Genomic DNA, 24,325 nt, shown 5'->3' on the forward strand with positions numbered 1-24,325 from the left:
AATTAAAATGCCAAGACCAATAAAATTTAGAAGAGTAGAGTTTTTTCCTGAGGACACTTATTTTGTACCCTGGGGTAAGCCTAAATGTCAGATCGAAGAAATATCTTTAAAAGTAGAGGAACTTGAGGCAATGAGGCTTAAGGACATTGAAGAATTGAATCAAGAAGAATGTGGAGAAAAAATGCAAGTATCTAGGCAAACGTTTCAAAACATTATAGATAGTGCAAGAAAAAAGGTGGCTATTGCGTTAACTGAAGGAAAAGCTATAAGGATAAGTGGCGGTAATTACAGGACCATATTTTGTAAATTTAAATGTTCTAATTGCCATAGCTTATATGAGATAAATTATGAACAAGATAAACACGTTTGTCCAGATTGTGGTTCGGATAAAGTTGTTTGTGTCAAGAAAGCAAAGGTTTGTAAAAAATGGTGCAAAGATTGTACTTAAGAATTTAAAGCGCTTAGAATAAAGTTTCGGCGCTTTTATTTTTTGTAATAGATATTAATATATACCCAAAATAGAGTATACTAATTATAAGGGTGGAGTTTAACTACCTATATATTATTGATACTAAATAAGCTACTTATAAATAATTACAAAATATTATTATAGAAGGAGAATGAAATATGGCAATAAGAAATATTACTAATTACAAAAAAGATGTTATATTAAGGAAAAAATCAAAATACGTTGAAAAGATCGATAAAAAAATATTGCAATTAATAGGTGATATGGTTGAAACGATGTATAAAGAAAATGGCATTGGGCTTGCTGCACCACAGGTAGGAATATTAAAAAGAATAATTGTTGTTGACATAGGAGATGGACCTATAAAACTTATAAATCCTGAAATAGTAGAAATAGAAGGTGAACAACAAGATACAGAAGGATGTTTAAGCATTCCGGGAGTAAAAGGGGTTGTTGATCGCCCATATAAAGTAAAGGTTAAAGCTATGAATGAAAATAGTGAAAATGTAGAAATTGAAGCTTCAGGACTTTTAGCTAGGGCTTTTTGTCATGAAATTGATCATCTTAATGGTATTTTATTCATTGATAAGGTTGTATTAGATTCAACTTCTAACACAAGCATTTAGGAATGTGATTTTTACAATAGAAAAAATAATACGAAGGAGATTAAATAATGGCAAGACCTAAAAAATGGAGAAGAGTTTGTACATTGCCTGAAATTGTTAAATTTGGTCCTATTGATTTAGTAGAAACAGTAAATGAATCAATAATTATGACAGTAGAGGAATATGAAACTATAAGGCTAATAGATTTAGAAGGTTTAAATCAAGAGCAAAGTGCAAGTGTAATGGGAGTTGCCCGTTCTACATTACAAAGAACATATGATGATGCTCGAAAAAAAATAGCAGATACTTTAGTAAATGGTAAAATATTAAAGATTGAAGGGGGTGATTATAAGCTATGCAGTGATTTTGATGACAGAGAAAGTTGTGAGAATTGTATTTGTCATAGACACAGGCATGGTAGAAACAACAAAGGGTAAGTCATCTTTGAAATAATATAAAAGTAGGTGCACAAAATGAACACAAAAATAACAACTCTAATTGAAGATAATCCAAGTGATGACGCAAGATTATACAATGAACATGGATTATCTCTTTATATAGAAATTGATGAGATAAAAATTTTATTTGATACTGGTAAGAGTGGGGATTTTATTAAAAATGCTGAAACATTAAATATGGATTTAAATACATTAGATTACGTTATGATAAGTCATGGACACTATGACCATAGTGGAGGATTTAGAAAGCTTGTTGATAAAACTTCAAATTTATATAAATTAATTGTAGGAGAAGGTTTTTTTAATAAAAAGTATGGAGCAATAGAAGGAAATAATTACAAGTATCTTGGTAATTCTTTTGAAGAGGGATATATTCATAAAAATAATATTGCAATAAAATATATTAAACAAGATATATTTTATATTACTGAAAATGTAATGGTATTTACTAATTTTAAAAGGAATAATGATTTTGAATTGCCAAATAAAAGATTTCAAATTAAACAAGATGAAAAGTATCTTTTAGATGATTTTTCTGATGAAATAGTATTAGTATTAAAGGATAAGCGTGGTTTATTTGTTGTTGTAGGATGTTCACATGTAGGGATAGTTAATATTTTAGAGACCATTATAGAACGTACAGGTCTCCCAATCTATGGTATAGTTGGTGGGACACATTTAGTAGAAGCAGATGAGCAAAGACTAAATAAAACAATTGATTTTTTAAAGGAAAAAGATATAAAAATCATAGGGGTATCCCATTGTACGGGAGAAAAAGCAGCTGAAGAAATAAAACGCCAATTCGGAGATGAATTTTTATACAATAATACAGGAAACATAATAGTATCGCAGATGATGATTTAATCTAAATGATTGTATGTTTAGCTTATATTATAGAAATTGGAGTTGAAAAAATTGAATGGTGATATTATATTACTTAAAGAAACGGAATTAAATTTAGTAATTGAAAATTCTTATGATGGTATTTTTGTTACAGATGGAAAAGCCAATATATTAAAAATTAATAAGGCATATGAAAAAATAACGGGATTAAAACGAGAAGACATGATAGGAAAAAACATGAGGGAATTTGTAAAAAAACAAGAGATTTCTCAATCGGCTACTTTACTTGTTTTAAAAAGCAAAAAAACAGAAACTATTGTGCAGGGGTTTCCAAGTGGAATGAAGGTAATGTCATCATCAAGTCCTATATTTAACAAAGATGGAAAGATTATAATGGTTGTAACAAACGTTAGGGATGTTACACAACTTTATGAATTTAAAGAAGAACTAGAGAAAAACAAAATTCTTGCTGAGAAATACTATACGGAGATTGCAGAACTTAGGGCTCAATCTTTAGGTTTATCGGATATGATTGTAGCAGATGAGGATATGCTTAACACAATACAAATTGCAAAACGTGTTGCAGAAGTGAATACAACTGTACTTATATTAGGTGAAACTGGGGTTGGAAAAGAAGAAATCGCAAAGTATATTCATAAAAACAGTTCTAGGGCCAAAAAACAATTTATAAAAATTAATTGTGGGGCCATTCCGCTTAACCTAATAGAATCAGAATTATTTGGTTATGAACGAGGAGCTTTTACTGGTGCAAATAAAGAGGGGAAAATAGGACTCTTTGAATTGGCATCAGGCGGGACAATTTTTTTAGACGAAGTGGGTGAACTTCCCTTAGATATTCAAGTTAAACTCTTGGGAGTCCTCCAAGAAAGAGAAATTGAAAGAATAGGTGGTATAAAGCCTATAAAAATTGATGTTAGAGTAATTGCTGTTACAAATAGAGATTTAGAAAAAATGGTAAGAAATAAACAATTTAGAGAAGATTTATACTATAGATTAAATGTGGTGCCCTTAACGATTCCACCATTAAGGTATAGGAAACAAGATATATTAGCATTGATTACTTATTTTTTAAAAGAATTAAACAAAAGATTTAATTGCAATAAAATCTTTAGTGAAGAAGCAATTTGTAAAATGTATGAATACAATTGGCCCGGGAATGTTAGGCAACTTAAGAATATTATAGAACGAGTAATAATAATGAGTCAAACTGATAAAATAACAACTGATGATTTGCCAGAAGATATAGCAAATATTTCTGATCAAAGTTGTGTTAATAATTATGAAACGAAAACTTTAAAGGAAGTTTTAGAGCAGGTAGAAGAACAAAAGCTAAATGAAGCTTTTTCAAAATATAAAAATGTTAGAGGGGCGGCCAAGTCTCTAGGCATTGACGCTTCTACCTTTGTACGGAAACGGCAAAAATATACAAAACCTTCTTAAAAATATAATGATGCAATATGGTGTAAAACTGCATTATTACCTTTTTAGTATTACTTGTGTGTTTTGTCAAGAATTTAACAATGAGTATATGAAGAGTAAGTTGCTAAAATGCAACTTACTCTTTTTTTTAGATATATTAATTTATGTAAACATAGTTATTTAGGTGGTTTGGGGCAATATTTTATACTCACTAATGTGAAAACGTAAAATATTTTTAAAAAAGTTTTACTTAAGCAAGACTATATTAGTACAAATGTGGTAAGATAAGTTAACGAAACTTATCTTAATTGTTAAATAGTTAACAATCGTAAATTGCATAAGCATGTAATTTGTGTATTTATAGATCAATCAACATTTAGACTATTTAGACTAAGGAGGAATAAAAATGAAATTTGATTTAATCGCTTTTTTAACAAATCCGTTTGTGCCATTGTTTTTAGCAACAGTTACTGGTCTACTTATAGGTAGGATTAGAATTGGAAAATTTAATTTGGGACAATCAGGAGGTTTATTTACTGGAATATTGTTGGGGTGGTTGCTTTATTCCAAATACTGTGTCCCATTTATGTTAGATCCTAGTGACCATACAAAAGGTTTAATTGAAGGGGCTCCCAAATATGCGGCTAATTACCTAGCTAATGGAGTGATTAGTAAAGAACTATTTACATTTACACTAATTCTATTTATTGCAGCAGTTGGACTACTAGCAGCAAAAGATTTAGGAAAAATTATTAGGAAATACGGAGCTAAATTTATAGTGCTTGGTGCAGTTATAACTGGCACCGCAGCAATACTTACTTATCTTGCAACGCTTATATTTACCGGGCAGAACAATTTTGCTGTTGCTGGGGTTTATACAGGAGCACTAACTAGCTCACCAGCTCTTGCAGCAGCTTTAGAATCCACTGCTAAATATGGTATAGAGGCACAAGCCCAAGTTGGACTTGGACATGCTATTGGATACGCACCGGGAGTTTTAGTAGTGATTCTTGCTATGAATTTTTTCCCGGTTATATTTAAAATGGATTTGGAAAAAGAAAAATTAAGATATAGGGCAGAAATGGGAACCTTTGAGAACAAGGAAGTAAAAGAAAAACACATCAAAGAAGTGGGTTTTGATATAGTATCATTTCTTGTAGTGTGTTTGGTTGGGTACTTTGTTGGTTTAATAAATATTTATCTACCACTTATAAAATGGTTTAGTTTAGGATCAACTGGAGGAGTACTTATAATATCATTATTGCTTGGTCATATTGGTAAAATAGGACCACTCACCTTTAGAATGAATACTGCTGTACTTTCTGCAATAAGAGATTTAACACTCTCACTGTTTCTAGCTATAGTAGGATTACAATATGGCTATGAAACCATAGCTGCGCTTGGTGGAAGTGGTGCTGCACTTGCAGTAATTTCTTTTGGAGCCGGTCTAGGTGCATTATTAGCTGGATTCCTTGTAGCAAGATATATATTTAAAATGAACTGGATTATCATTGCAGGCGCTATATGTGGAGGTATGACAAGCACCCCAGGTCTTGGAGCTGCAATTGACGCTACAAAGACTGATGAAGTTGCTGCTGGTTATGGAGCAACCTATCCCTTTGGGCTCTTATGTACTGTTATATTTGTAATCATACTTCATATGATTACCTAAAGACATGTTATATTTTTAGAAAATTCGTAAAATTGCATATAATTAAAAAATAAAAATGTTAAAATATTAACAAAATTTATAAGGGCGTAATACTGTAACAGCCTAATTCTATGACATATTCCCCTTAAATATAATTTTTGAGATTATATTTAAGGGAAATATCATTTTTATTTTATAACAATATGTGTTATAATTTTATCAATAACCGTGGTTAGTTTTACCAACAAGTTAAATAAATATCCACTGGTTTTTTAATACATAAATACTAAAAAGAATAAAGAGATATTTTTTACAAATAAGTGTTAAAATATTAACAAATCGAAGGGAGGTGTAAATCTAGACTTGTTTTTCAAAAAGTCTAGATGAATAAAGATGAAATATAGTTATTATCCAGGTTGTACGTTAAAGACGAAAGCTCAGGAATTAGAAAAGTATGCACTAGATTCTGCAAAGGTCTTGGGTTTTGAACTGGTGGAGCAAAAGGAATGGCAATGTTGTGGTGCTGTATACCCATTAGCCACTGATGAGATAGCCACTAAATTATCGGCTGTAAGAAGCCTAGCTAGCGCAAGGGACAAAAATGAAAAACTAGTAACTTTATGTGCTGCATGCCATCATGTAATAAAAAGAGTTAATGACGATATGGAAAATAAAGATGACATAAGAACAAAGGTTAACAACTATTTGGAGTTAGAAAAAGATTACTCAGGAGAGACTCAGGTTCTTCACTATCTTGAAGTACTTAGAGACGAAATAGGATTTGATAATCTAGCTAAAAAAGTAACAAATCCTCTTACAGGCAGGAAAATTGGAGCTTATTATGGGTGTCTACTTCTTCGTCCTAGCGGAACAATGAATTTTGATGATCCAGAGAATCCTTCGATTATAGAAGATTTTATAAAAGCTATTGGAGCTACTCCTATAAAGTATCCATATCGAACTGAGTGTTGTGGAGGCTATCTTTGCCTAGATCAAAAGGATCTTGTAAATAAAATGACAAACAATATCGTTGAATCAGCGGTGCAACATGATGCAGAGGAAATTGTTACAGCGTGCCCACTTTGCAAATATAATCTAGAACGTAGCTCCGGCGGAGCAGAAGATAAACTATCTATTAGTTATTTTACCGAGCTTTTAGCTGAAGCTTTAGGTGTCAAATAAGTTAGGAGGTATAATGCAATGAAAAGAGTTGAAATATTTTCTGGTAAGAAAACGAAAGAGATAGATCAAATTTCTGAAATAAGTGGACAAAGAATACGGGACTGTATCCAATGTGGGAAATGTTCAGCAGGTTGTCCTGCAAGTGAAGGTATGGATATATTACCTCATAAGGTTATAAGATTACTTCAGACAGGACAATTGGATAAGGTTATAGAGAGCAAAACCATTTGGAGCTGTGCTTCTTGTTTCACTTGTGCTCAGAGGTGTCCTAGGGATATAGATATTGCAAAGGTTTTAGAGGCGGTTAGACTTACCATCATTAGACGTACAGGTGAAAGTAGGCTAACGGCTGATGATATCTTTGGAAAAATAGATGATAAAATGCCTCAGCAAGCAATTGTGAGTGCATTTCGAAAGTATAATAAATAATTTTTAAATAATGATAAAGATACTGTTATTTTTGAAGGAGGGATTGTGTTGCAGAGAATTGGAGTTTTTGTTTGTTGGTGTGGAAGCAATATAGCAGCTACTGTAGACATCGATAAAGTTATAGAAGCAGCTAAAAAAATACCTGGAGTTGTACATGCTAAAGACTATCAATATATGTGTTCAGAAGTAGGCCAAAATTTAATTAAAGATGCAATAAAAGAACAAAATCTAGATAGAGTAGTAGTAGCGTCATGCTCTCCTAGAATGCATGAGGCAACATTTCGCAATGCAGCAAATGAAGCGGGAATGAATCCGTATTTATTAGAAGTTGCTAATATTCGCGAGCATTGTTCATGGATACATAAGACCAAAGAGGAAGGAACTCCTAAGGCCATCGCTCTTGTTAGAGCTGCAGTAGCTAAAGTAGCATTAAATACTGGGCTGATATCTGGTGAAATAGGTGTTACACATAGAACCCTTGTTATTGGGGGAGGAATTGCAGGAATACAAGCGGCTATTGACATTGCTAATGCAGGTTATGAAGTAGACATAGTTGAGAAGTCGCCAAGTATTGGTGGCAAAATGGCACAAATAGATAAAACATTTCCTACGCTAGATTGCGCAGCTTGTATATTAACTCCTAAAATGGTGGAGGCCTCTTCTCATCCTAATATTACTCTATACACATACAGTGAAGTAGCGTCGGTTAGTGGGTATGTAGGTAACTTTGAAGCCATTATTAAACAAAAGGCACGAAGCGTTAACCTAGAAAAGTGTACTGGCTGTGGTATTTGTACAGAAAAATGTCCTTCAAAAAAAGCTAAAAGCGAATTTAACGAAGGACTAACAAATAGAGCGGCTATATATTCACCTTTCGCACAAGCAGTGCCAAATGTACCTGTTATAGACAGGGAAGAATGTATCAAGTTTAAAACTGGAAAATGTGGTATTTGTGAAAAAGTATGTCCATCCGGTGCTATTGAGTTTTCACAGGAGGACACTAGCATAACAAAAAAATATGGAACTATAGTAGTGGCTACAGGCTACGATATTATAAAATTAGATAAATTTGGAGAATATCAGTATGGAAACCATCCTGATGTAATAACATCTCTTGAGTTTGAAAGATTGACAAACGCAGCAGGCCCTACAGCAGGTAAGCTTTTATGTCCATCAGACCACAGAGTTCCTGAAAAAGTAGTGTTTATACAATGTGTGGGTTCAAGGGACAAGTCGCCTAGGGGTAAAACTTATTGTTCTAAAATTTGTTGTATGTATACAGCAAAACACGCTATGCTACTTAAGGATCATTATCCTGATATGGAAGCCTATGTTTTCTATATAGATGTTCGTACCGCAGGAAAAAACTTTGAAGAGTTTCAAAGAAGAGCGGTTGAAGAATATGGTGTTCACTATATAAAAGGGATGGTTGGTAAAGTTTTTCCAGATGGCGAAAAGCTTCAAGTTCATGGTGTAGATACAATGACTGGAGATACCGTTGTAATTGATGCAGATATAGTAGTACTAGCAGCGGCTACTAAGGCACAAGATGATGCAAGTATAATTAAAAGAACATTAAGCATCAGTACGGATGCAAACAATTTCTTTACGGAAGCACATGCAAAGCTTCGTCCGGTGGAAACACATTCTGCTGGTATATACCTAGCTGGAGCCTGCCAAGGGCCAAAGGATATTCCGGAAACAGTTGGACAGGCAAGCGCAGCAGCCGCAAAAGTAATTGATGTGCTAAGTAAGACAAAACTAATTAGCAGTCCTTGTGTTTCAGAAGTTGATGAATCGATTTGTAGTGGATGTCTTGCGTGCATAAATATATGTCCTTATGATGCAATTTCTTCAAAAACAATTGAGGTTAAAGAGAATGGGAAAACAATTACGAAAATAGTTGCAAGTGTAAATGAGGCACTTTGCCAAGGATGTGGTGGATGTACTGTGGCTTGTCGTCCTGGTGCAATTGACCTTAAAGGATTTACAAATAGACAGATTTTAGCGGAGGTGGATGCCTTATGTCAATAGAAGCTAAAGAAATAGAGAATATAAATAAAGATAAAGATAAATTTGAACCTTTAATAGTAGCATTTTGTTGTAACTGGTGCAGTTATGCAGGAGCGGATTTAGCTGGGACTAGTAGACTCACTTATCCTGCTAATGTGAAAATTATTAGGGTTCCATGCTCATGTAGGGTAAGTGAAAACTTTATACTCCGTGCTTTTCAACGTGGGGCTGACGGCGTAGTAATTGCTGGTTGTCATCCAGGGGATTGTCATTATACAAGTGGAAATTATCACACAAGAAGACGTTTTTCGATTTTAACAAATTTTCTTGAATATATGGGAATAGAAAAAGAGCGACTTACAGTGGATTGGATTTCAGCAGCAGAAGGACATAAATTTGCAAGCGTTATGAATGAAGCATTAGAGAAAATTCATAACCTTGGTCCTAACAGAAAGTTGAGGGATGATAGATGGAAAAGATAACTGAAAAAATGAGAGCTACTGCAAAATTGGCCCTAGAAAATGGGGAAGTAGAAAAAATAATAGGTTGGAAAAAGGGAGATACCTTTGACGATTCATATCCAGTATTTATTACGGATGTGAAGGATGCAGATTCTTTAATATGGGACTGCTTTTGTGTTAACAACCTAAGTAAATATTTGATTCAGCAATTGAAAGACAATGAAAAAGTTGGCGTATTTTTAAAAGGATGCGATTCACGTGCTTTTAACCAAATGGTAAAGGACAACAGAATAGACCGTGATAAGGTTGTGGTTTATGGAGTAAGTTGTCCTGGTATGATTGACCCAGAGAAAGTAAAAAAAGAGGCATTACATAAAGGTCTTTTAAGTATAAAGAGATCTGGAGATGACCTTATATTTGTAAAAAAAGATGGTGAAAAGAAAGTTTTAGCAGGAGATTTTGAATATGACAAATGCATTAAATGTAGATATCCAAATCCAGTAGTATATGATCAGTTAATGTCTGAGTTTGTAACTAGAGAAATAGACCCTCTAGAGCGATTTAAAGACGTCGACGACCTTGAAGCTCTATCTACACAGGAACGATCTGATTACTGGGATGATCAATTTTCAAAATGTATACGCTGTAATGCTTGTCGTAACATATGCCCTGCATGCAGTTGCGTAAAATGTATTTTTGATAATGATAAAGCAGAAGTATCTGGCAAGGCAAATGTAGCTAGTGAAGAGCAGTTTTTTCATATTATTAGAGCTTACCATGTAGCGGGACGTTGCGTAGAATGTGGAGAGTGCAGCAGAGTATGCCCAGCAGGGATACCTCTTCATAAACTAAACAGTAAAATCATAAAAGATATAAATGAACTTTATGGTGAATATGATGCAGGAATAGATATATCTATAGAAGCCCCTATTGGTACTTATAAATTAGATGATAGAGATTCATTTATTGAGCGCGGAGGTGGAAAAAAATGATGAAGAAAATATTAAAAAGCAAGTTTTCTCAGCTTTTTAGTACCATTGATAAGTCCTATGAACTATTTTTACCAATTGAGAAGGATGGGAAAGTAAACTTCGATATGTGGCAAGAAGGTGAGACAGTTAACGTCCAAAACCTAAAAACCAGCATTTCACCTAAAAAATTTATATTTCCCCAAAGTGAAACTTATTTAAAGTTTAAAAGAGATGGTAAGAAACTTGAGCTTGACAATGTAGGCGGCAAAAAAGAGGAATATGTTCTCTTTGGTGTAAGACACTGTGATGTAAAAAGCTTTCACCTACTTGATAATGTATTTCTTGAAGAGCCTGTAGATAGATTATACGAGGAAAGAAGAGATATGGGAACTATTGTTTCTATGGCCTGTTTTAACCCAGAGGAAACTTGCTTTTGTACATCATTTGGAATAGAGCCAGAAACAGCTCCTCGTGATGTTGATGTTGCAACATGGGATATAGGGGATAGCGTGCTTTGGCAATCTCAAACCCAAAAGGGCGAAAACTTAACGGACAAATTAAAAGATGTTTTAGAAGATGTAACACAGCAGGACACAAAGGAACTAAAAAAATTACAAGAGGCCGCAGTGAAGAAATTTAAAGAACTACCTCTAGTAAATATAAACCCTAAAAAGATAACTGGAGATCTTAATGATTTATTTGAAGCTGAAATTTGGGCGGAATTTAGCGAACGCTGTTTAGGTTGTGGATCATGTACTTATGTATGTCCTACCTGTCATTGTTATGATATTTCTGACTTTAAAGGCGACTCATCTGGAGAAAGATTTCGTTGTTGGGATTCATGTATGTTTTCAGATTTCACTCTGATGGCTCATGGAAACATTAGAAAGACTCAAAAGGAAAGATTTAGACAGAGGTTTATGCATAAACTTGTATATTATCCTAACAATCATGAAGGCGAATATGCTTGCGTTGGATGTGGAAGATGCATCGAAAAGTGTCCAGTTCACTTGGATATTGTCAAAGTAATTAAAAAATTAGGTGGTGAAGAATAATGGGTTGCGACTGTAATGAACATGTAAATCCACTAATTCCTGAAATCGTAGTTATAAATGAGATAAGAAAAGATACAGAGGATGTAACTACTTTTAGAGTTACAAAACCAGGCGGTGGAAAAGCATTTGAACATATGCCAGGACAATGTGCTATGATTTCTGTACCGCCACTAGGAGAAGCTATTTTTTCAATAACATCTTCTCCAACTCAGAGTGATTATATGGAATTTAGCGTAAAAAGATGTGGCGCGGTGACAGAATATTTACACAGCCTAGAAGTAGGGTGTGAAATAGGTATCAGAGGACCCTATGGAAATAACTTTCCTGTAGATGGTGTACTAAAAGGTAAAGATCTTCTTTTTATTGGTGGCGGTATAGGTCTAGCACCTATTCGTTCCGTTATAAACTATGTAATGGATAATAGAGAAAATTACGGGAAAGTAGATATTCTATATGGATCAAGAACTCCTGGAGACCTTGTATTTCAAAACGATATATTTGAAAATTGGCCCTCAAAGCCTAATACAGATGTTCATTTAACGGTTGATAGAGAAGCTGAAGGATGGGAAGGTCATGTAGGATTTGTTCCTTCTTATGTTAAAGAAATTGGATTTGATACAAATAAAGTAGCTTTGTTATGTGGTCCTCCAATTATGATTAAATATACTCTTCAAACATTAATGGAAATAGGATTTAAGAAGGAGCAAGTTTACACTACATTAGAATTAAAAATGAAATGTGGGGTAGGTAAATGTGGACGTTGTAACATAGGAGATAAATATGTGTGTAAAGATGGTCCAGTATTTAGATGCGATGAAATTGATGAGCTTCCCGATGAATATTAATATAAACAAAATTTAGAAATCAGGGATAAAGGAGGCATATAAAATGTTAAGCAAAGAAATGGTAGATATATTTATATTAAATAAAAAATACACTGTACCTTCAAGCCTTACAATAATGGATTCCATGGAGTATGCGGGGTACCAATTAGTTAGAGGATGTGGATGCAGGGGTGGTTTTTGCGGTGCCTGTGCTACAATATATAGAATTAAAGGTAAGAAAGAATTAAAGGTATGCTTAGCATGCCAAACCAAAGTAGAAGAGGGTATGTATCTAACACAATTACCATTCTTCCCTGGTGATAAAAAATTATATGATATGAATGAATTAGAACCAACTGCTGATACAATGATGAAACTTTATCCTGAAATATATAGCTGCATTGGATGTAATTCTTGTACAAAGGGGTGCCCACAAGACCTTAATGTTATGCAATATATTGCATATGCACAAAGAGGAGACATTGAGAAATGTGCTCATGAATCCTTTGACTGTGTTATGTGTGGAATCTGTGCTTCAAGATGCCCTGCCAATATAACTCATTACCAAGTAGGTGTACTTGCACGTAGGCTTACAGGTAAATATATTGCTCATGAAACTTTAGATTTAACACAAAGGGTAAAAGAAATTGAGGAAGGCGTGTATGACGATTCAATGAAAAAATTAATGATTAAAAGCATTGATGAATTAAAAGAAATGTATAATACAAGGGATATTACAAAGTAAGGATTACCCCAAAATCACATAAAAATATAGCAATATCAGGGAGGTATTCAAATGTATACAGCAGAAATGAGGGAGCTAATAAAGAAAGTAGAAGCTACCCGTCCCGAAAGACTGGGAGTTCAGTTTCCAAGGATGAGTGCCAAGGAGAAGGTAGATATATTAGAACAGAATTATCCTGATTATAAAGAGGAGCAATTTAAAAACTTAAGAGTAGGACCCAATAAAGGATCAAAAGCTCCATTAGAACTTGCAGAGCTTCTTGAAGGCAGAAGTAGACTTCAAAATTTGGATATGGATTTAACTAAACCAGACTATGACGTTGATGTTTTAATAATTGGTGGAGGAGGATCTGGAGCTTCAGCAGCTCTAGAGGCTCATAAAAAAGGTGCTAACGTATTGATTACTACTAAATTGCGTTTTGGAGATGCAAATACAATGATGGCTGAAGGAGGAATCCAGGCGGCAGATAAACCTGATGATTCTCCCGCAAAACATTATCTGGATGTAATGGGCGGTGGACATTTCACCAATTCACCAGAACTTGTTAATGCTCTAGTAATGGATGCTCCTGGGTCAATCAAATGGCTAAATGAACTTGGAGTAATGTTTGATAAAGAAGAAGATGGTACTATGGTTACTACCCACGGAGGTGGAACCGCAAGAAAAAGAATGCACGCTGCAGCTGATTATTCAGGCGCTGAGATCATGCGTGTGCTTAGGGATGAGGTACTAAACAAGGGAATTGAGGTGGTGGAATTTTCCCCTGCAGTGGAAATAATCATGGACAAGGATGGCAAAGCTGCTGGAGCGATATTATTCAATCTTGAAACAGAGGAGTATTTAATTGCAAGGGCTAAAACTGTTATAATTGCTACAGGTGGTGCTGGAAGGCTTCATTATCAGGGTTTTCCAACATCTAATCATTATGGAGCTACAGCAGATGGACTAGTACTAGGTTACAGAGCCGGAGCAGAACTTGCATTTGCAGATGCTGTGCAGTATCACCCTACTGGGGTAGCATTTCCTCCTCAAATGTTTGGAGCACTTGTTACAGAGAAAGTACGTAGTTTAGGGGCAACACCTTTAAATATTCATGGTGAGCAATTTACTTATCATCTTGAAACTAGAGATGTAGAAACATCTGCATTAATTAGAGAATGTCATATAAGAAATAACGGCATTGACACAGCTGATGGTGAAAAGGGTGTATGGCTTGATACTCCTTTAATTGATATTATTAATGGAGAAGGAACTCTTGAGAAGAGACTCCCTGCTATGCTGAGAATGTATTTAAAATTTGGTATTGATATGAGAATAGACCCAATTATCGTTTATCCAACTCTTCATTACCAAAATGGAGGACTACTAATAGATGAAAATGGTAAAACCAAGGTAGAAAACCTTTATGTGGCAGGAGAAGCTTCAGGCGGAATTCATGGTAGAAACAGACTCATGGGTAATTCACTTTTAGATATTATTGTTTTCGGACGTAGGGCAGGATCCCATGCAGGTGAAAACTGTAAAGATGTTAAAGTGAAAGAACTAAGCCTAGACCATGTTAAAGCATACCATAAGAGCCTAGAAGAAAATGATGTAATTACAGATAAAATTTCACCTATGTTACTACCTCATTATACTCATGGAAGCGAAAATGATAAATAGTACTATACTTTAATATTTATACTATTAACTTTCACAATAGGTTGAGAGTTAATGGTATTATTAATAATAGTATATAATTAATATAATTCTTCATAAAATTGTACAAAATTATGTAAGTAACAATATTAATTTGTTACTTACATAATAAAAATAAAATAAAATAAAATAAAAAGGGGAATGAGAAAAATGGATATTAAAGAACAAGCAATGCAAGCTCATAAAGAATGGAGAGGTAAAATTGAAGTAGTTTCTACAGTACCTGTAAAAGATAGTAAGGATCTTTCTATAGCTTATACACCGGGGGTTGCAGAGCCTTGTCTTGCAATTCAAAAAGACATAAATTTATCTTATGAACTTACAAGAAGATGGAATCTTGTAGCCGTTGTAACAGATGGTACTGCTGTTTTAGGCCTGGGTGATATTGGACCAGAGGCAGGGATGCCGGTAATGGAAGGGAAATGTGTATTATTCAAAACTTTTGGTGATGTTGATGCTTTCCCTCTATGTATACGTTCTAAAGATGTAGATGAAATTGTAAGGACAGTTGAGTTACTTCAAGGTAGCTTTGGTGGAATTAATTTAGAGGATATAAGTGGACCTAGATGCTTTGAAATCGAAAGAAGACTAAAAGAAGTATGCGATATTCCAATTTTCCACGATGATCAACATGGAACAGCTATTGTAGTTCTTGCGGGAATAATTAACTCTCTCAAAATAGTAAATAAAGATATTAAAGATATTAAGGTAGTAGTAAATGGTGCAGGTGCTGCTGGGGTTGCTGTAACAAAATTACTAATGACTATGGGAGTAGCTGAAGTCATTATGTGTGATAGAAAGGGTGCCATCTATGAAGGTAGAGAAAATCTTGGTGGAGAAAAAGATTTAATGGCAAAAAATACTAATCATGATAAGGTTAAGGGGAGTTTGAAGGAAGTAATCGTTGGAGCCGACGTTTTCTTAGGAGTATCAGATGCTAACCTAGTAAGCCAAGATATGGTAAGAAGTATGGCAAAGGATGCTATTATATTCGCTATGGCAAATCCAAACCCAGAAATTCTACCGTCTTTAGCTAAGGAAGCCGGTGCAAGAGTAGTTGGTACTGGAAGATCAGATTTTCCAAACCAAATCAACAATGTATTGGCATTCCCTGGAATATTCAGAGGAACATTGGATGTTAGAGCAAGCGACATAAATAATGAGATGAAGATTGCTGCAGCAGTAGCCTTGGCATCATTAGTTAGTGATGAAGAATTAAATGAAGATTTTGTTATTCCATTTGCATTTGATCCAAGAGTTGGGAAAACTGTGGCTGAAGCTGTAAAAGAAGCTGCTAGAAAATCTGGAGTAGCTAGAATATAATTATAAAGAAGTGTTAGAAATAGAAAACAAATGGAAGGAGTTATGGGTTAATGCGTAAAGTAGATGTAAAAGAAATAGTAAATGCTTTAAGTGACATGAGTATAAAGACGAATTTTTATGTGGGAGAAGACGTATTATGTGCCTTTGATAAATCACTAAAAACAGAAACATCACCAGTAGGAAAAGAGATTATAGCTAATTTAATTAAAAATGCGGATATTGCTAAAACTGACCAAGTACCAATTTGTCAGGATACAGGAATGGCGGTGGTATTTGTAGAACTAGGTCAAGAAGTTGAGTTAATTGGGGGGAATATTACAGACGCCATTAACGAAGGAGTACGACGTGGATATAAAGAAGGATATTTAAGAAAATCCGTTGTGGAAGACCCTTTACTTAGAAAAAATACAGGGGATAATACCCCTGCTGTTATCTATTATGATATTGTACCAGGTGATAAAGTGAAAGTAACACTAGCACCAAAAGGTTTTGGTTCTGAAAACATGAGTAGATTAAAAATGCTTAAACCATCAGATGGGTTAAATGGAGTACTTGATTTTGTTGTAGAAGCAGTTTCACTTGCAGGTCCAAATCCATGCCCACCTATTGTTGTAGGTGTTGGTATAGGCGGTACATCAGATAAAGCAATGTATCTTGCGAAAAAAGCATTAACAAGAAATATTGGTAGCCATAATGAAACAGAGCATTTAAAAGAAATTGAATTAACTTTGCTAGAAAAAATTAATGCACTAGGAATAGGACCTCAAGGACTAGGGGGAAATACTACAGCCCTTGCTGTGAATGTGGAAGCTTTTGCAACACATATTGCAGGACTTCCTGTAGCTGTAAATATTAACTGTCATGTGGCAAGACATGCAGTAACAATAATATAAGGAGGGGAAAAGATGGAAATCAAACACATATCTACTCCTTTAACACAGGAGAAAGTTAAGGATTTAAAATCAGGAGATGCTGTTTTAATATCAGGAACCATGTACACTGGAAGAGATGCAGCCCATCAGAAACTAGTAGATGCAATTAATAATGGCGAATCATTACCCTTTGATCCAAAAGATTCCATTGTATACTATGTAGGACCTGCTCCAACTAAACCAGGGAATATCATAGGGTCTGCTGGACCTACTACAAGCTACAGGATGGATGATTTGACTGTGCCACTTCTTGAATTAGGACTTACTGGAATGATTGGAAAAGGATATAGAAGTCAAACAGTAATAGACTCAATGATAAAGAATGGTGCTGTATATTTTGCCGCAACAGGTGGCGCAGGAGCGCTCATTGCCAGTTCAATAACAGAATGTGAAATTATTGCTTATACAGAATTAGGACCTGAAGCTGTTCGTAAACTTACAGTAAAAGATTTTCCGGCTGTAGTTGTAATAGATTCTAAAGGAAATAATCTTTATGAAACAGAGAGAAAGAAATATCAGAAATAGTGTAAAAGAGAACATATAATTTGTTAACTAAATTGTATTAGCGCAACGTGTTGTAATAGTGCAACACGTTGCACTATTACATTTATAATTTTATTGGTATAGGTTTTCTAGTTAAACAATTTACAATCAATGCGTAAGTAATGCTTTTCATTGATTAAATACATTAATAGTGGTGTAGAATTGCACCTAACTAATGTATGTTCTAGCCAGTACATAACGGCCGCTACCTGAAGACACGCAATTTATGAAGTTGGCATGAAAATTGCTATGTATAATTATGAAACTAAAAAATAAATTAACTAAATTTAAAATATAAAGGAGCTGTTTTTAATGGGAATGATGACTGGAGAACAATATGAAGAAAGTCTTAGAAAATTAAAATTAAATGTTTATATGTTTGGTGAGAAGGTAGAGAACGTAGTGGACAACCCAATAATACGTCCTTCAATGAACTCAGTTAAAATGACTTATGATTTGGCACAAATGCCTGAATACGAAGATTTAATGGTTGTTACATCAAGTCTTACAGGTAAAAAAATCAATAGATTTGGTAATCTTCACCAAAACACTGATGATCTAATTAAAAAAGTTAAAATGCAAAGATTATGTGGACAAAAAACTGCTTCATGTTTTCAGAGATGTGTTGGTATGGATGCGTTTAACTCTGAATTTAGTACTACTTATGAAACTGATAAAGAACATGGAACTAATTATCATGAGAGATTCAAAAAGTTTTTAACATATGTTCATGATAATGATTTAATCGTAGATGGAGCAATGACAGATCCAAAAGGCGATAGAGGTTTATCTCCATCAAAACAAGAAGATCCAGATATGTTTCTTCACGTAGTTGAAAGAAGAGCTGATGGTATTATAGTTAGAGGAGCAAAGGCTCATCAAACTGGTATATGTAATTCTCATGAAGTATTAGTTATGCCAACTATGGCTATGAGACCAGAAGATAAGGACTATGCGGTGTCATTTTCAGTACCAACAGATACAAAAGGTATTATTATGATTCTTGGACGTCAATCTTGCGATACAAGAAAAAGTGAAGAAGGAGCAGATCTAGACGTTGGAAATTATAATTTTGGTGGAGTAGAAGCCTTAACTATATTTGATGATGTATTCGTACCAAATGATAGAATATTCTTAAACGGAGAAACTGAATTTGCAGGAATGCTTGTTGAGAGATTTGCTGGATATCATAGACAAAGTTATGGTGGATGTAAAACTGGTGTAGGTGATGTGCTTATTGGAGCTACAGCACTTGCTGCAGAATATAATGGAACTGCAAAAGTATCACACATTAAAGACAAGATAATAGAAATGACACATTTAAATGAAACACTATATGCTTGTGGAATTGCATGTTCTGCAGAAGGTCATAAAACAGAGGCCGGCAACTTCATAATAGATTTGTTACTTGCTAATGTATGTAAGCAAAATGTTACAAGATTCCCATATGAAATTGTAAGACTTGCTGAAGATATTGCTGGAGGACTTATGGTAACTATGCCTTCAGGTAAAGACTTTACAGGAGAATTTACTGGACCTTACTGTGAAAAGTACTTAAAAGGTGTTGCATCTGTTTCTACTGAAAATAGAATGAGAGTATTAAGATTAATAGAAAATATGTCTCTTGGAACAGCTGCAGTTGGTTATAGAACAGAATCAATGCATGGTGCAGGTTCACCACAAGCTCAAAGAATAATGATAGCAAGACAAAGTAATTTAGGTCATAAAAAAGCTTTAGCAAAAGTTATTGCAAGAATAAAAGAATAGTTTATCAAATTAATATTTTTCACAATATAAAAATACCAGAACATATGTGGGCATAGAAACCCACATATGTTTAAAAGAATGGAGTGGTGAAATGATTGCTAAAAACGTTATATTTGCTGAGATTGAAAAAATCCTTGAATTGATTGTTAGGCCAAAATTAGCAGAGCACAATGGGAATATTGAACTTGTTAGCGTTGATAATGATGGAATAGTTCAAGTTAAGCTTTTAGGTGAATGTAGTGGATGTATATCCGCAAAATATACCGTTGAAGATTTAGTTGAAACTCCACTTAAAGAAGCAATACCTGGTATTAAAAAGGTGATACTTAAAAATGAAGTAAGTGAAGATCTATTAGATCAAGCAAGAAAAATTTTAAGTAAAAGTAAAAGATAGTGAGAATCGGTATTAAATATTGTGGAGGATGTAATCCAAGGTATGATAGAGCTGATTTAGTTTCAAAGTTAAAAGAATATATTGGTGATGGACACACTATTGAAACCGCAAAACAAGAAATTATTTACGATGTAGTTGTTGTTTTAAGCGGATGTACAAGTGCTTGTGCAAATCACCATAACCTTGAAGCCAAATATGAAAAGATATTTGTAAGTAGTGAAAGTGATTATATTAAATTGCTCAATATTATAGACAAAATAAAAGATTTGTAACTTAGGGGAGTGATAATCATTAATATAGATAAAATTTATAAATCAAAGGTTATTACAGCTAAGCAAGCTGTTTCGAAAATAAAGTCTGGAAACAGAGTAGTTACTGGACATGCTTGTGCAGAACCATCAGAACTTATAGCTGCAATGGTAGCTAATAGTGAAGCTTATGAAAATGTTGAAATAGTGCATATGGTGGCAATGAGTGGTAGTGAGTATGCGAAGGTCGGCATGGAAAAGCATTTTAGACACAACTCATTATTTGTAGGCGGAAGTGTAAGAGAAGCAATAAGTTCAGGAAGAGCAGATTTTACGCCTTGTTTTTTTTCTGGTGTTCCAGAGCTATTTAAAAATGGAAGTTTACCAGTAGATGTAGCACTTATTCAAGTTTCCACACCTGATAAATATGGATATTGTAGTTTAGGTGTATCTGTTGATTATACAAAGCCAGCAGCAAAATCTGCAAAACTTGTAATTGCGGAAGTAAATGCTAAAATGCCAAGAACTATGGGAGACGCCTTTATACATATTTCTGATATAGATTATATTGTAGAGGCAAATCATGAAATAATAGAGCTTCAACCTCCTAAAATTGGAAATATTGAGAAAGCTATTGGAGAGCATTGTGCCTCTTTAGTTGAAAATGGTTCTACACTTCAACTTGGAATAGGAGCTATACCAGATGCAGTGCTTTTATTTTTGAAAGATAAAGTGGACTTAGGTATTCATTCAGAAATGATTTCAGATGGTGTAATAGACCTAGTTGAATCAGGAGTTATAACAAATAAGGAAAAAACAATTCATCCAGGAAAAATAGTTGTAACTTTCCTTATGGGAACTAAAAGACTTTATGATTTTGTTGATAATAATCCAATGGTTGAAATGTATTCTGTAGATTATGTAAATAATCCTATTACAATTGCTAAAAATCATAAAATGGTTTGTATAAATTCAGCAATTCAAGTAGATTTAATGGGCCAGGTCAACGCAGAAACTATAGGATTAACGCAGTTTAGTGGAACTGGTGGACAAGTTGACTTTATTAGAGGTGCATCAATGGCAAAGGATGGTAAGTCTATCATTGCTATGCCTTCTACAGCAGGCAGAGGAAAGATTTCTAGAATAGCATCAATGCTTGATGAAGGAGCCGCCGTTACAACACTTAGAAATGATGTACACTATGTAGTTACAGAATATGGAATTGCAGAACTTAAAGGTAAAACTCTAAGTGATAGAGGCAGAGCCTTAATTGGGATTGCTCATCCGGATTTTAGACCTGAACTTATAAAACAGTGGGAATTTAGGTTCAAAAAACAATTTTAAATAGGAGGTGCTAGAATGAATACTGAGAGAATAAGAAATGCCTGTTTAGAAAATAAAATAATGAGCGCGAAAGAAGCTGCAAAACTTATAAAAGATAAAATGGTTGTTGGCGTAAGTGGTTTTACGCCATCTGGTTATCCAAAGGCAGTTCCACTCGCACTAGCCGCTAGAGTAAAAGCTACTGGTGAGAAAATGAAATTAACTTTATATTCCGGTGCTTCCGTTGGACCTGAAATTGATGGTGCATGGGTTGAGGCAGGAATTATATCTAAAAGACTGCCATACCAAACTAACACTGAACTAAGGAATAGCATCAATAAAGGTGATATTGATTATATAGACATGCATTTAAGTCATAGTAGTCAATACGTAGACTTTGGAATGATTCCAAAAGTAAATGTAGCAATTATTGAAGCTGTTGCAATTACAGAAGATGGATGCATTGTACCTTCTACCGCTATTGGAAATGCAGCATCTTATATAAAAAATGCAGATTTTGTAATTGTAGAAGTTAATGAAAATCAACCTATTCAATTAGAGGGAATGGCAGATATATATATGCTAGAAAAACCACCTAATAGAAAACCAATTCCACTAATGCATCCAAGAGATAGAATTGGAACAACCTGCATACCCTGTGGAATTGAAAAAATAGCAGCAATTGTTATGACAGACTTAGTGGATAAGACAAGGCCATTTGCAGCAATTAACGAAGCCTCAAAGAAAATTTCTAAAAATTTAATTAGCTTTTTAGAGAATGAAGTAGAAAAAGGTAGACTTCCAGAGAATTTATTACCACTGCAATCTGGTGTAGGTAGTGTTGCCAATGCTGTACTTGGAGGGCTTTGTGAGTCGAGTTTTAAGAATTTAACTTGTTATACAGAGGTAATTCAAGATTCTATGTTAGATTTATTAAAATGTGGGAAGGCAGAAATGTTATCTTCCACGGCTATAAGTCTTTCTCCAGAAAGAATGGTTAAATTTAAAGAAGAAATAGATTTATACAAAGAAAAAATTGTTCTAAGACCTCAGGATATAAGTAATAATCCTGAGATTGCAAGAAGAATAGGTGTTATTGCTATGAATACCGCTATAGAAGCAGATATTTATGGTAATGTAAACTCAACACACATAATGGGTAGTAAAATGATGAATGGTATTGGTGGATCTGGAGATTTTGCAAGAAATGCATATTTAACAATATTCACAACAGAGTCTATTGCTAAAAATGGAGATATATCTTCGATTGTACCAATGGTATCTCATGTAGATCACACAGAGCATGATGTTATGGTTATTGTAACAGAGCAAGGTGTAGCAGATTTAAGAGGATTATGCCCTAGAAAAAGAGCAGTGGCAATTATTAATAATTGTGCACATCCAGATTATAAAGAAGAACTTATGAAATATTTTGAAGATGCGCAGCTTACTGGAGCAAAACATACACCACATAACCTTGAGAAATCTTTGGGATGGCATAGTAGATTTTTAGCTACTGGCTCTATGAAAGAAAAAATAGCAAACAAATAAAGCAACATATTTTAGGAGGAATTTACAAATGGAAAACAAACAAATTATAGAAGATTTAATGGCAAAAGCAAAAGCTGCACAACAAGTGGTAGCAGAGTATTCACAAGAACAGGTAGATGCACTCGTAAGGGCTATAGGAAAAGTTATTCATGACAATGCTGAAATACTTGCTAGAGAAGCTGTAGATGAAACAAGAATGGGCGTTTATGAAGATAAGGTAGCAAAAAACATGGGAAAAGCAAAAACAATATGGAATAGCCTTAAAGGAAAAAAATCAGTAGATATAATTGGCGAAGATAAAGAAAAAGGATTGATTTTTGTTGCAAAACCAAAGGGTGTTATTGCAACAATTACTCCAACTACAAATCCTATTGTTACACCTATGTGTAACTCAATGTTTGCTATAAAAGGAAGAAATTCAGTTATCGTTGCACCACATCCAAGATCAAAAAAATGTTCTGCACATGCAGTATCTTTAATGAATGCAGAAATAAAAAAATTAGGTGGACCAGACAATTTAATTCAAATAATTGCAGAACCATCTGTTGAATTAACCCAATTACTTATGGGAGCAGTAGATGTTGTTCTTGCTACTGGCGGTATGGGTATGGTTAAAGCTGCTTATGCAAGTGGAAAACCAGCTTATGGTGTTGGACCAGGAAACGTTCAAGTTATACTTGATAGAGACGTTGATTATGTTGAAGCAACGAAAAAAATCATTGCAGGAAGAAAGTTTGACAATGGAATTATTTGTTCTGGAGAACAATCAGTAATTGCACCATCAGAAAAATATGATGAAGTTATAAAAGCAATGGTTACTAATGGAGCATTCTATATTGAAGATGAAGCTACACTAGATAAATTCAGAAACGTATTATTTATAAATGGAGTAACTAACGGTAAAGTTGTAGGTCAATCTGTTCAATTTATAGCAGATCTTGCAGGTGTTGCTGTTCCAAAGGAAACAAAAGTTATACTTTTCAAGGCAAAAGGCCTGGGTGCAGAAGATGTTCTTTGTAAAGAAAAAATGTGTCCTTGTATGATTGCACTTAAATATGAAACTTTTGAAGAGGCTGTGAATATTGCAAAGACAAATCTTTTATTTGAAGGTGCAGGACATACAGTTGCTATTCATTCTAACGACAGAAAACACATTGAATATGCAGGAGAAATACTACCAATAAGCAGACTAGTAGTAAACCAAGCATGTTCTACAGGAGCAGGCGGAAGTTTCTTTAACGGATTCTCACCATCTACAACACTTGGATGCGGTTCATGGGGAAACAATAGTATATCTGAAAACTTGAACTATGAACATTTAATTAATGTATCAAGAATTGGATTATTTAATAAAGATGCCAAAGTTCCAACAGATGCGGAAATCTGGGGATAAAACAAGT

Annotated in this window: 23 protein-coding genes and 1 pseudogene; all 24 read left to right on the top strand. The window is 34.2% G+C overall.

All coding sequences use genetic code 11. The features are described 5' to 3' along the window. The first annotated feature begins 7 nt into the window (after positions 1 to 7). A complete protein-coding gene (locus ACREWB_RS02530; RefSeq protein ID WP_431545908.1) occupies positions 8 to 448 on the top strand; it encodes a DUF134 domain-containing protein in 441 nt (146 codons plus the stop codon). A gap of 179 nt (positions 449 to 627) precedes the next feature. Further along, complete coding sequence (gene def / locus ACREWB_RS02535; RefSeq protein ID WP_431545909.1) at positions 628 to 1,095, top strand: peptide deformylase; 468 nt, start codon at positions 628 to 630, stop codon at positions 1,093 to 1,095. A 47-nt stretch (positions 1,096 to 1,142) separates the two neighbouring features. Further along, positions 1,143 to 1,511 (top strand): DUF134 domain-containing protein, encoded by a 369-nt coding sequence (locus tag ACREWB_RS02540; RefSeq protein WP_431545910.1) that lies wholly within the window; start codon positions 1,143 to 1,145, stop codon positions 1,509 to 1,511. A 36-nt stretch (positions 1,512 to 1,547) separates the two neighbouring features. After that, positions 1,548 to 2,396 carry an MBL fold metallo-hydrolase gene (locus ACREWB_RS02545; protein WP_431545911.1) on the top strand — a complete coding sequence of 283 codons (849 nt, stop codon included), beginning with the start codon at positions 1,548 to 1,550 and terminating at the stop codon, positions 2,394 to 2,396. Between the two features lie 51 nt (positions 2,397 to 2,447). Next, positions 2,448 to 3,836, top strand: coding sequence for a sigma-54 interaction domain-containing protein (locus tag ACREWB_RS02550; protein ID WP_431545912.1), 1,389 nt, complete (start codon positions 2,448 to 2,450; stop codon positions 3,834 to 3,836). A 385-nt stretch (positions 3,837 to 4,221) separates the two neighbouring features. Beyond that, the gene (locus ACREWB_RS02555; protein WP_431545913.1) at positions 4,222 to 5,487 is read left to right on the top strand and encodes an aspartate-alanine antiporter-like transporter; all 1,266 of its coding nucleotides are present in this window, start codon (positions 4,222 to 4,224) and stop codon (positions 5,485 to 5,487) included. Positions 5,488 to 5,859: 372 nt separating this feature from the next. After that, on the top strand, positions 5,860 to 6,648 hold the full coding sequence (locus tag ACREWB_RS02560; RefSeq protein ID WP_431545914.1) for a CoB--CoM heterodisulfide reductase iron-sulfur subunit B family protein: 789 nt from the start codon (positions 5,860 to 5,862) through the stop codon (positions 6,646 to 6,648). Positions 6,649 to 6,666: 18 nt separating this feature from the next. After that, on the top strand, positions 6,667 to 7,077 hold the full coding sequence (locus ACREWB_RS02565; protein ID WP_431545915.1) for a 4Fe-4S dicluster domain-containing protein: 411 nt from the start codon (positions 6,667 to 6,669) through the stop codon (positions 7,075 to 7,077). A gap of 48 nt (positions 7,078 to 7,125) precedes the next feature. Next, positions 7,126 to 9,111 (top strand): 4Fe-4S binding protein, encoded by a 1,986-nt coding sequence (locus tag ACREWB_RS02570; protein WP_431545916.1) that lies wholly within the window; start codon positions 7,126 to 7,128, stop codon positions 9,109 to 9,111. Next, positions 9,102 to 9,572 carry a hydrogenase iron-sulfur subunit gene (locus tag ACREWB_RS02575; protein WP_431545917.1) on the top strand — a complete coding sequence of 157 codons (471 nt, stop codon included), beginning with the start codon at positions 9,102 to 9,104 and terminating at the stop codon, positions 9,570 to 9,572. The genes ACREWB_RS02570 and ACREWB_RS02575 overlap by 10 nt, the downstream gene beginning before the upstream one ends. Beyond that, positions 9,560 to 10,543, top strand: coding sequence for a 4Fe-4S dicluster domain-containing protein (locus tag ACREWB_RS02580; RefSeq protein WP_431545918.1), 984 nt, complete (start codon positions 9,560 to 9,562; stop codon positions 10,541 to 10,543). The genes ACREWB_RS02575 and ACREWB_RS02580 overlap by 13 nt, the downstream gene beginning before the upstream one ends. Next, positions 10,540 to 11,577, top strand: a complete 1,038-nt coding sequence (locus ACREWB_RS02585; RefSeq protein WP_431545919.1) for a 4Fe-4S dicluster domain-containing protein — start codon at positions 10,540 to 10,542, stop codon at positions 11,575 to 11,577. Before ACREWB_RS02580 ends, ACREWB_RS02585 begins: the two co-directional genes overlap by 4 nt. Further along, positions 11,577 to 12,422: an FAD/NAD(P)-binding protein gene (locus tag ACREWB_RS02590; RefSeq protein WP_431545920.1), complete on the top strand. Its 846-nt coding sequence runs from the start codon at positions 11,577 to 11,579 to the stop codon at positions 12,420 to 12,422. Before ACREWB_RS02585 ends, ACREWB_RS02590 begins: the two co-directional genes overlap by 1 nt. Before the next feature lie 43 nt (positions 12,423 to 12,465). Next, complete coding sequence (locus ACREWB_RS02595) at positions 12,466 to 13,146, top strand: 4Fe-4S dicluster domain-containing protein (RefSeq protein WP_431545921.1); 681 nt, start codon at positions 12,466 to 12,468, stop codon at positions 13,144 to 13,146. A 51-nt stretch (positions 13,147 to 13,197) separates the two neighbouring features. Then, positions 13,198 to 14,808: an FAD-dependent oxidoreductase gene (locus ACREWB_RS02600; RefSeq protein WP_431545922.1), complete on the top strand. Its 1,611-nt coding sequence runs from the start codon at positions 13,198 to 13,200 to the stop codon at positions 14,806 to 14,808. Positions 14,809 to 14,994: 186 nt separating this feature from the next. Beyond that, entirely contained in the window at positions 14,995 to 16,167 is a 1,173-nt protein-coding gene (locus ACREWB_RS02605) for an NAD(P)-dependent malic enzyme (RefSeq protein ID WP_431545923.1), read from the top strand. Between the two features lie 50 nt (positions 16,168 to 16,217). Continuing rightward, positions 16,218 to 17,060, top strand: coding sequence for a fumarate hydratase (locus ACREWB_RS02610; protein WP_431545924.1), 843 nt, complete (start codon positions 16,218 to 16,220; stop codon positions 17,058 to 17,060). 12 nt (positions 17,061 to 17,072) lie between these two features. Beyond that, positions 17,073 to 17,624 (top strand): Fe-S-containing hydro-lyase, encoded by a 552-nt coding sequence (locus tag ACREWB_RS02615; protein WP_431545925.1) that lies wholly within the window; start codon positions 17,073 to 17,075, stop codon positions 17,622 to 17,624. Between the two features lie 330 nt (positions 17,625 to 17,954). Beyond that, complete coding sequence (locus tag ACREWB_RS02620; RefSeq protein WP_431545926.1) at positions 17,955 to 19,409, top strand: 4-hydroxyphenylacetate 3-hydroxylase family protein; 1,455 nt, start codon at positions 17,955 to 17,957, stop codon at positions 19,407 to 19,409. Positions 19,410 to 19,500: 91 nt separating this feature from the next. After that, positions 19,501 to 19,803, top strand: a complete 303-nt coding sequence (locus ACREWB_RS02625) for a NifU family protein (RefSeq protein ID WP_431545927.1) — start codon at positions 19,501 to 19,503, stop codon at positions 19,801 to 19,803. After that, the gene (locus ACREWB_RS02630) at positions 19,803 to 20,075 is read left to right on the top strand and encodes a hypothetical protein (RefSeq protein ID WP_431545928.1); all 273 of its coding nucleotides are present in this window, start codon (positions 19,803 to 19,805) and stop codon (positions 20,073 to 20,075) included. The genes ACREWB_RS02625 and ACREWB_RS02630 overlap by 1 nt, the downstream gene beginning before the upstream one ends. An 18-nt stretch (positions 20,076 to 20,093) precedes the next feature. Next, on the top strand, positions 20,094 to 21,395 hold the full coding sequence (locus tag ACREWB_RS02635; protein WP_431545966.1) for an acetyl-CoA hydrolase/transferase family protein: 1,302 nt from the start codon (positions 20,094 to 20,096) through the stop codon (positions 21,393 to 21,395). A gap of 9 nt (positions 21,396 to 21,404) precedes the next feature. Continuing rightward, positions 21,405 to 22,925: pseudogene (gene scpC, locus ACREWB_RS02640) on the top strand (succinyl-CoA:acetate CoA-transferase ScpC); the annotation flags it as partial. A 28-nt stretch (positions 22,926 to 22,953) separates the two neighbouring features. Further along, entirely contained in the window at positions 22,954 to 24,318 is a 1,365-nt protein-coding gene (locus ACREWB_RS02645; RefSeq protein WP_431545930.1) for an aldehyde dehydrogenase family protein, read from the top strand. The last annotated feature ends 7 nt before the right edge of the window (positions 24,319 to 24,325 follow it).

Origin of the sequence: Clostridium sp. (assembly GCF_050717635.1) — a bacterium.
Taxonomy (GTDB): Bacteria; Bacillota; Clostridia; order Clostridiales; family Clostridiaceae; genus Clostridium_AD.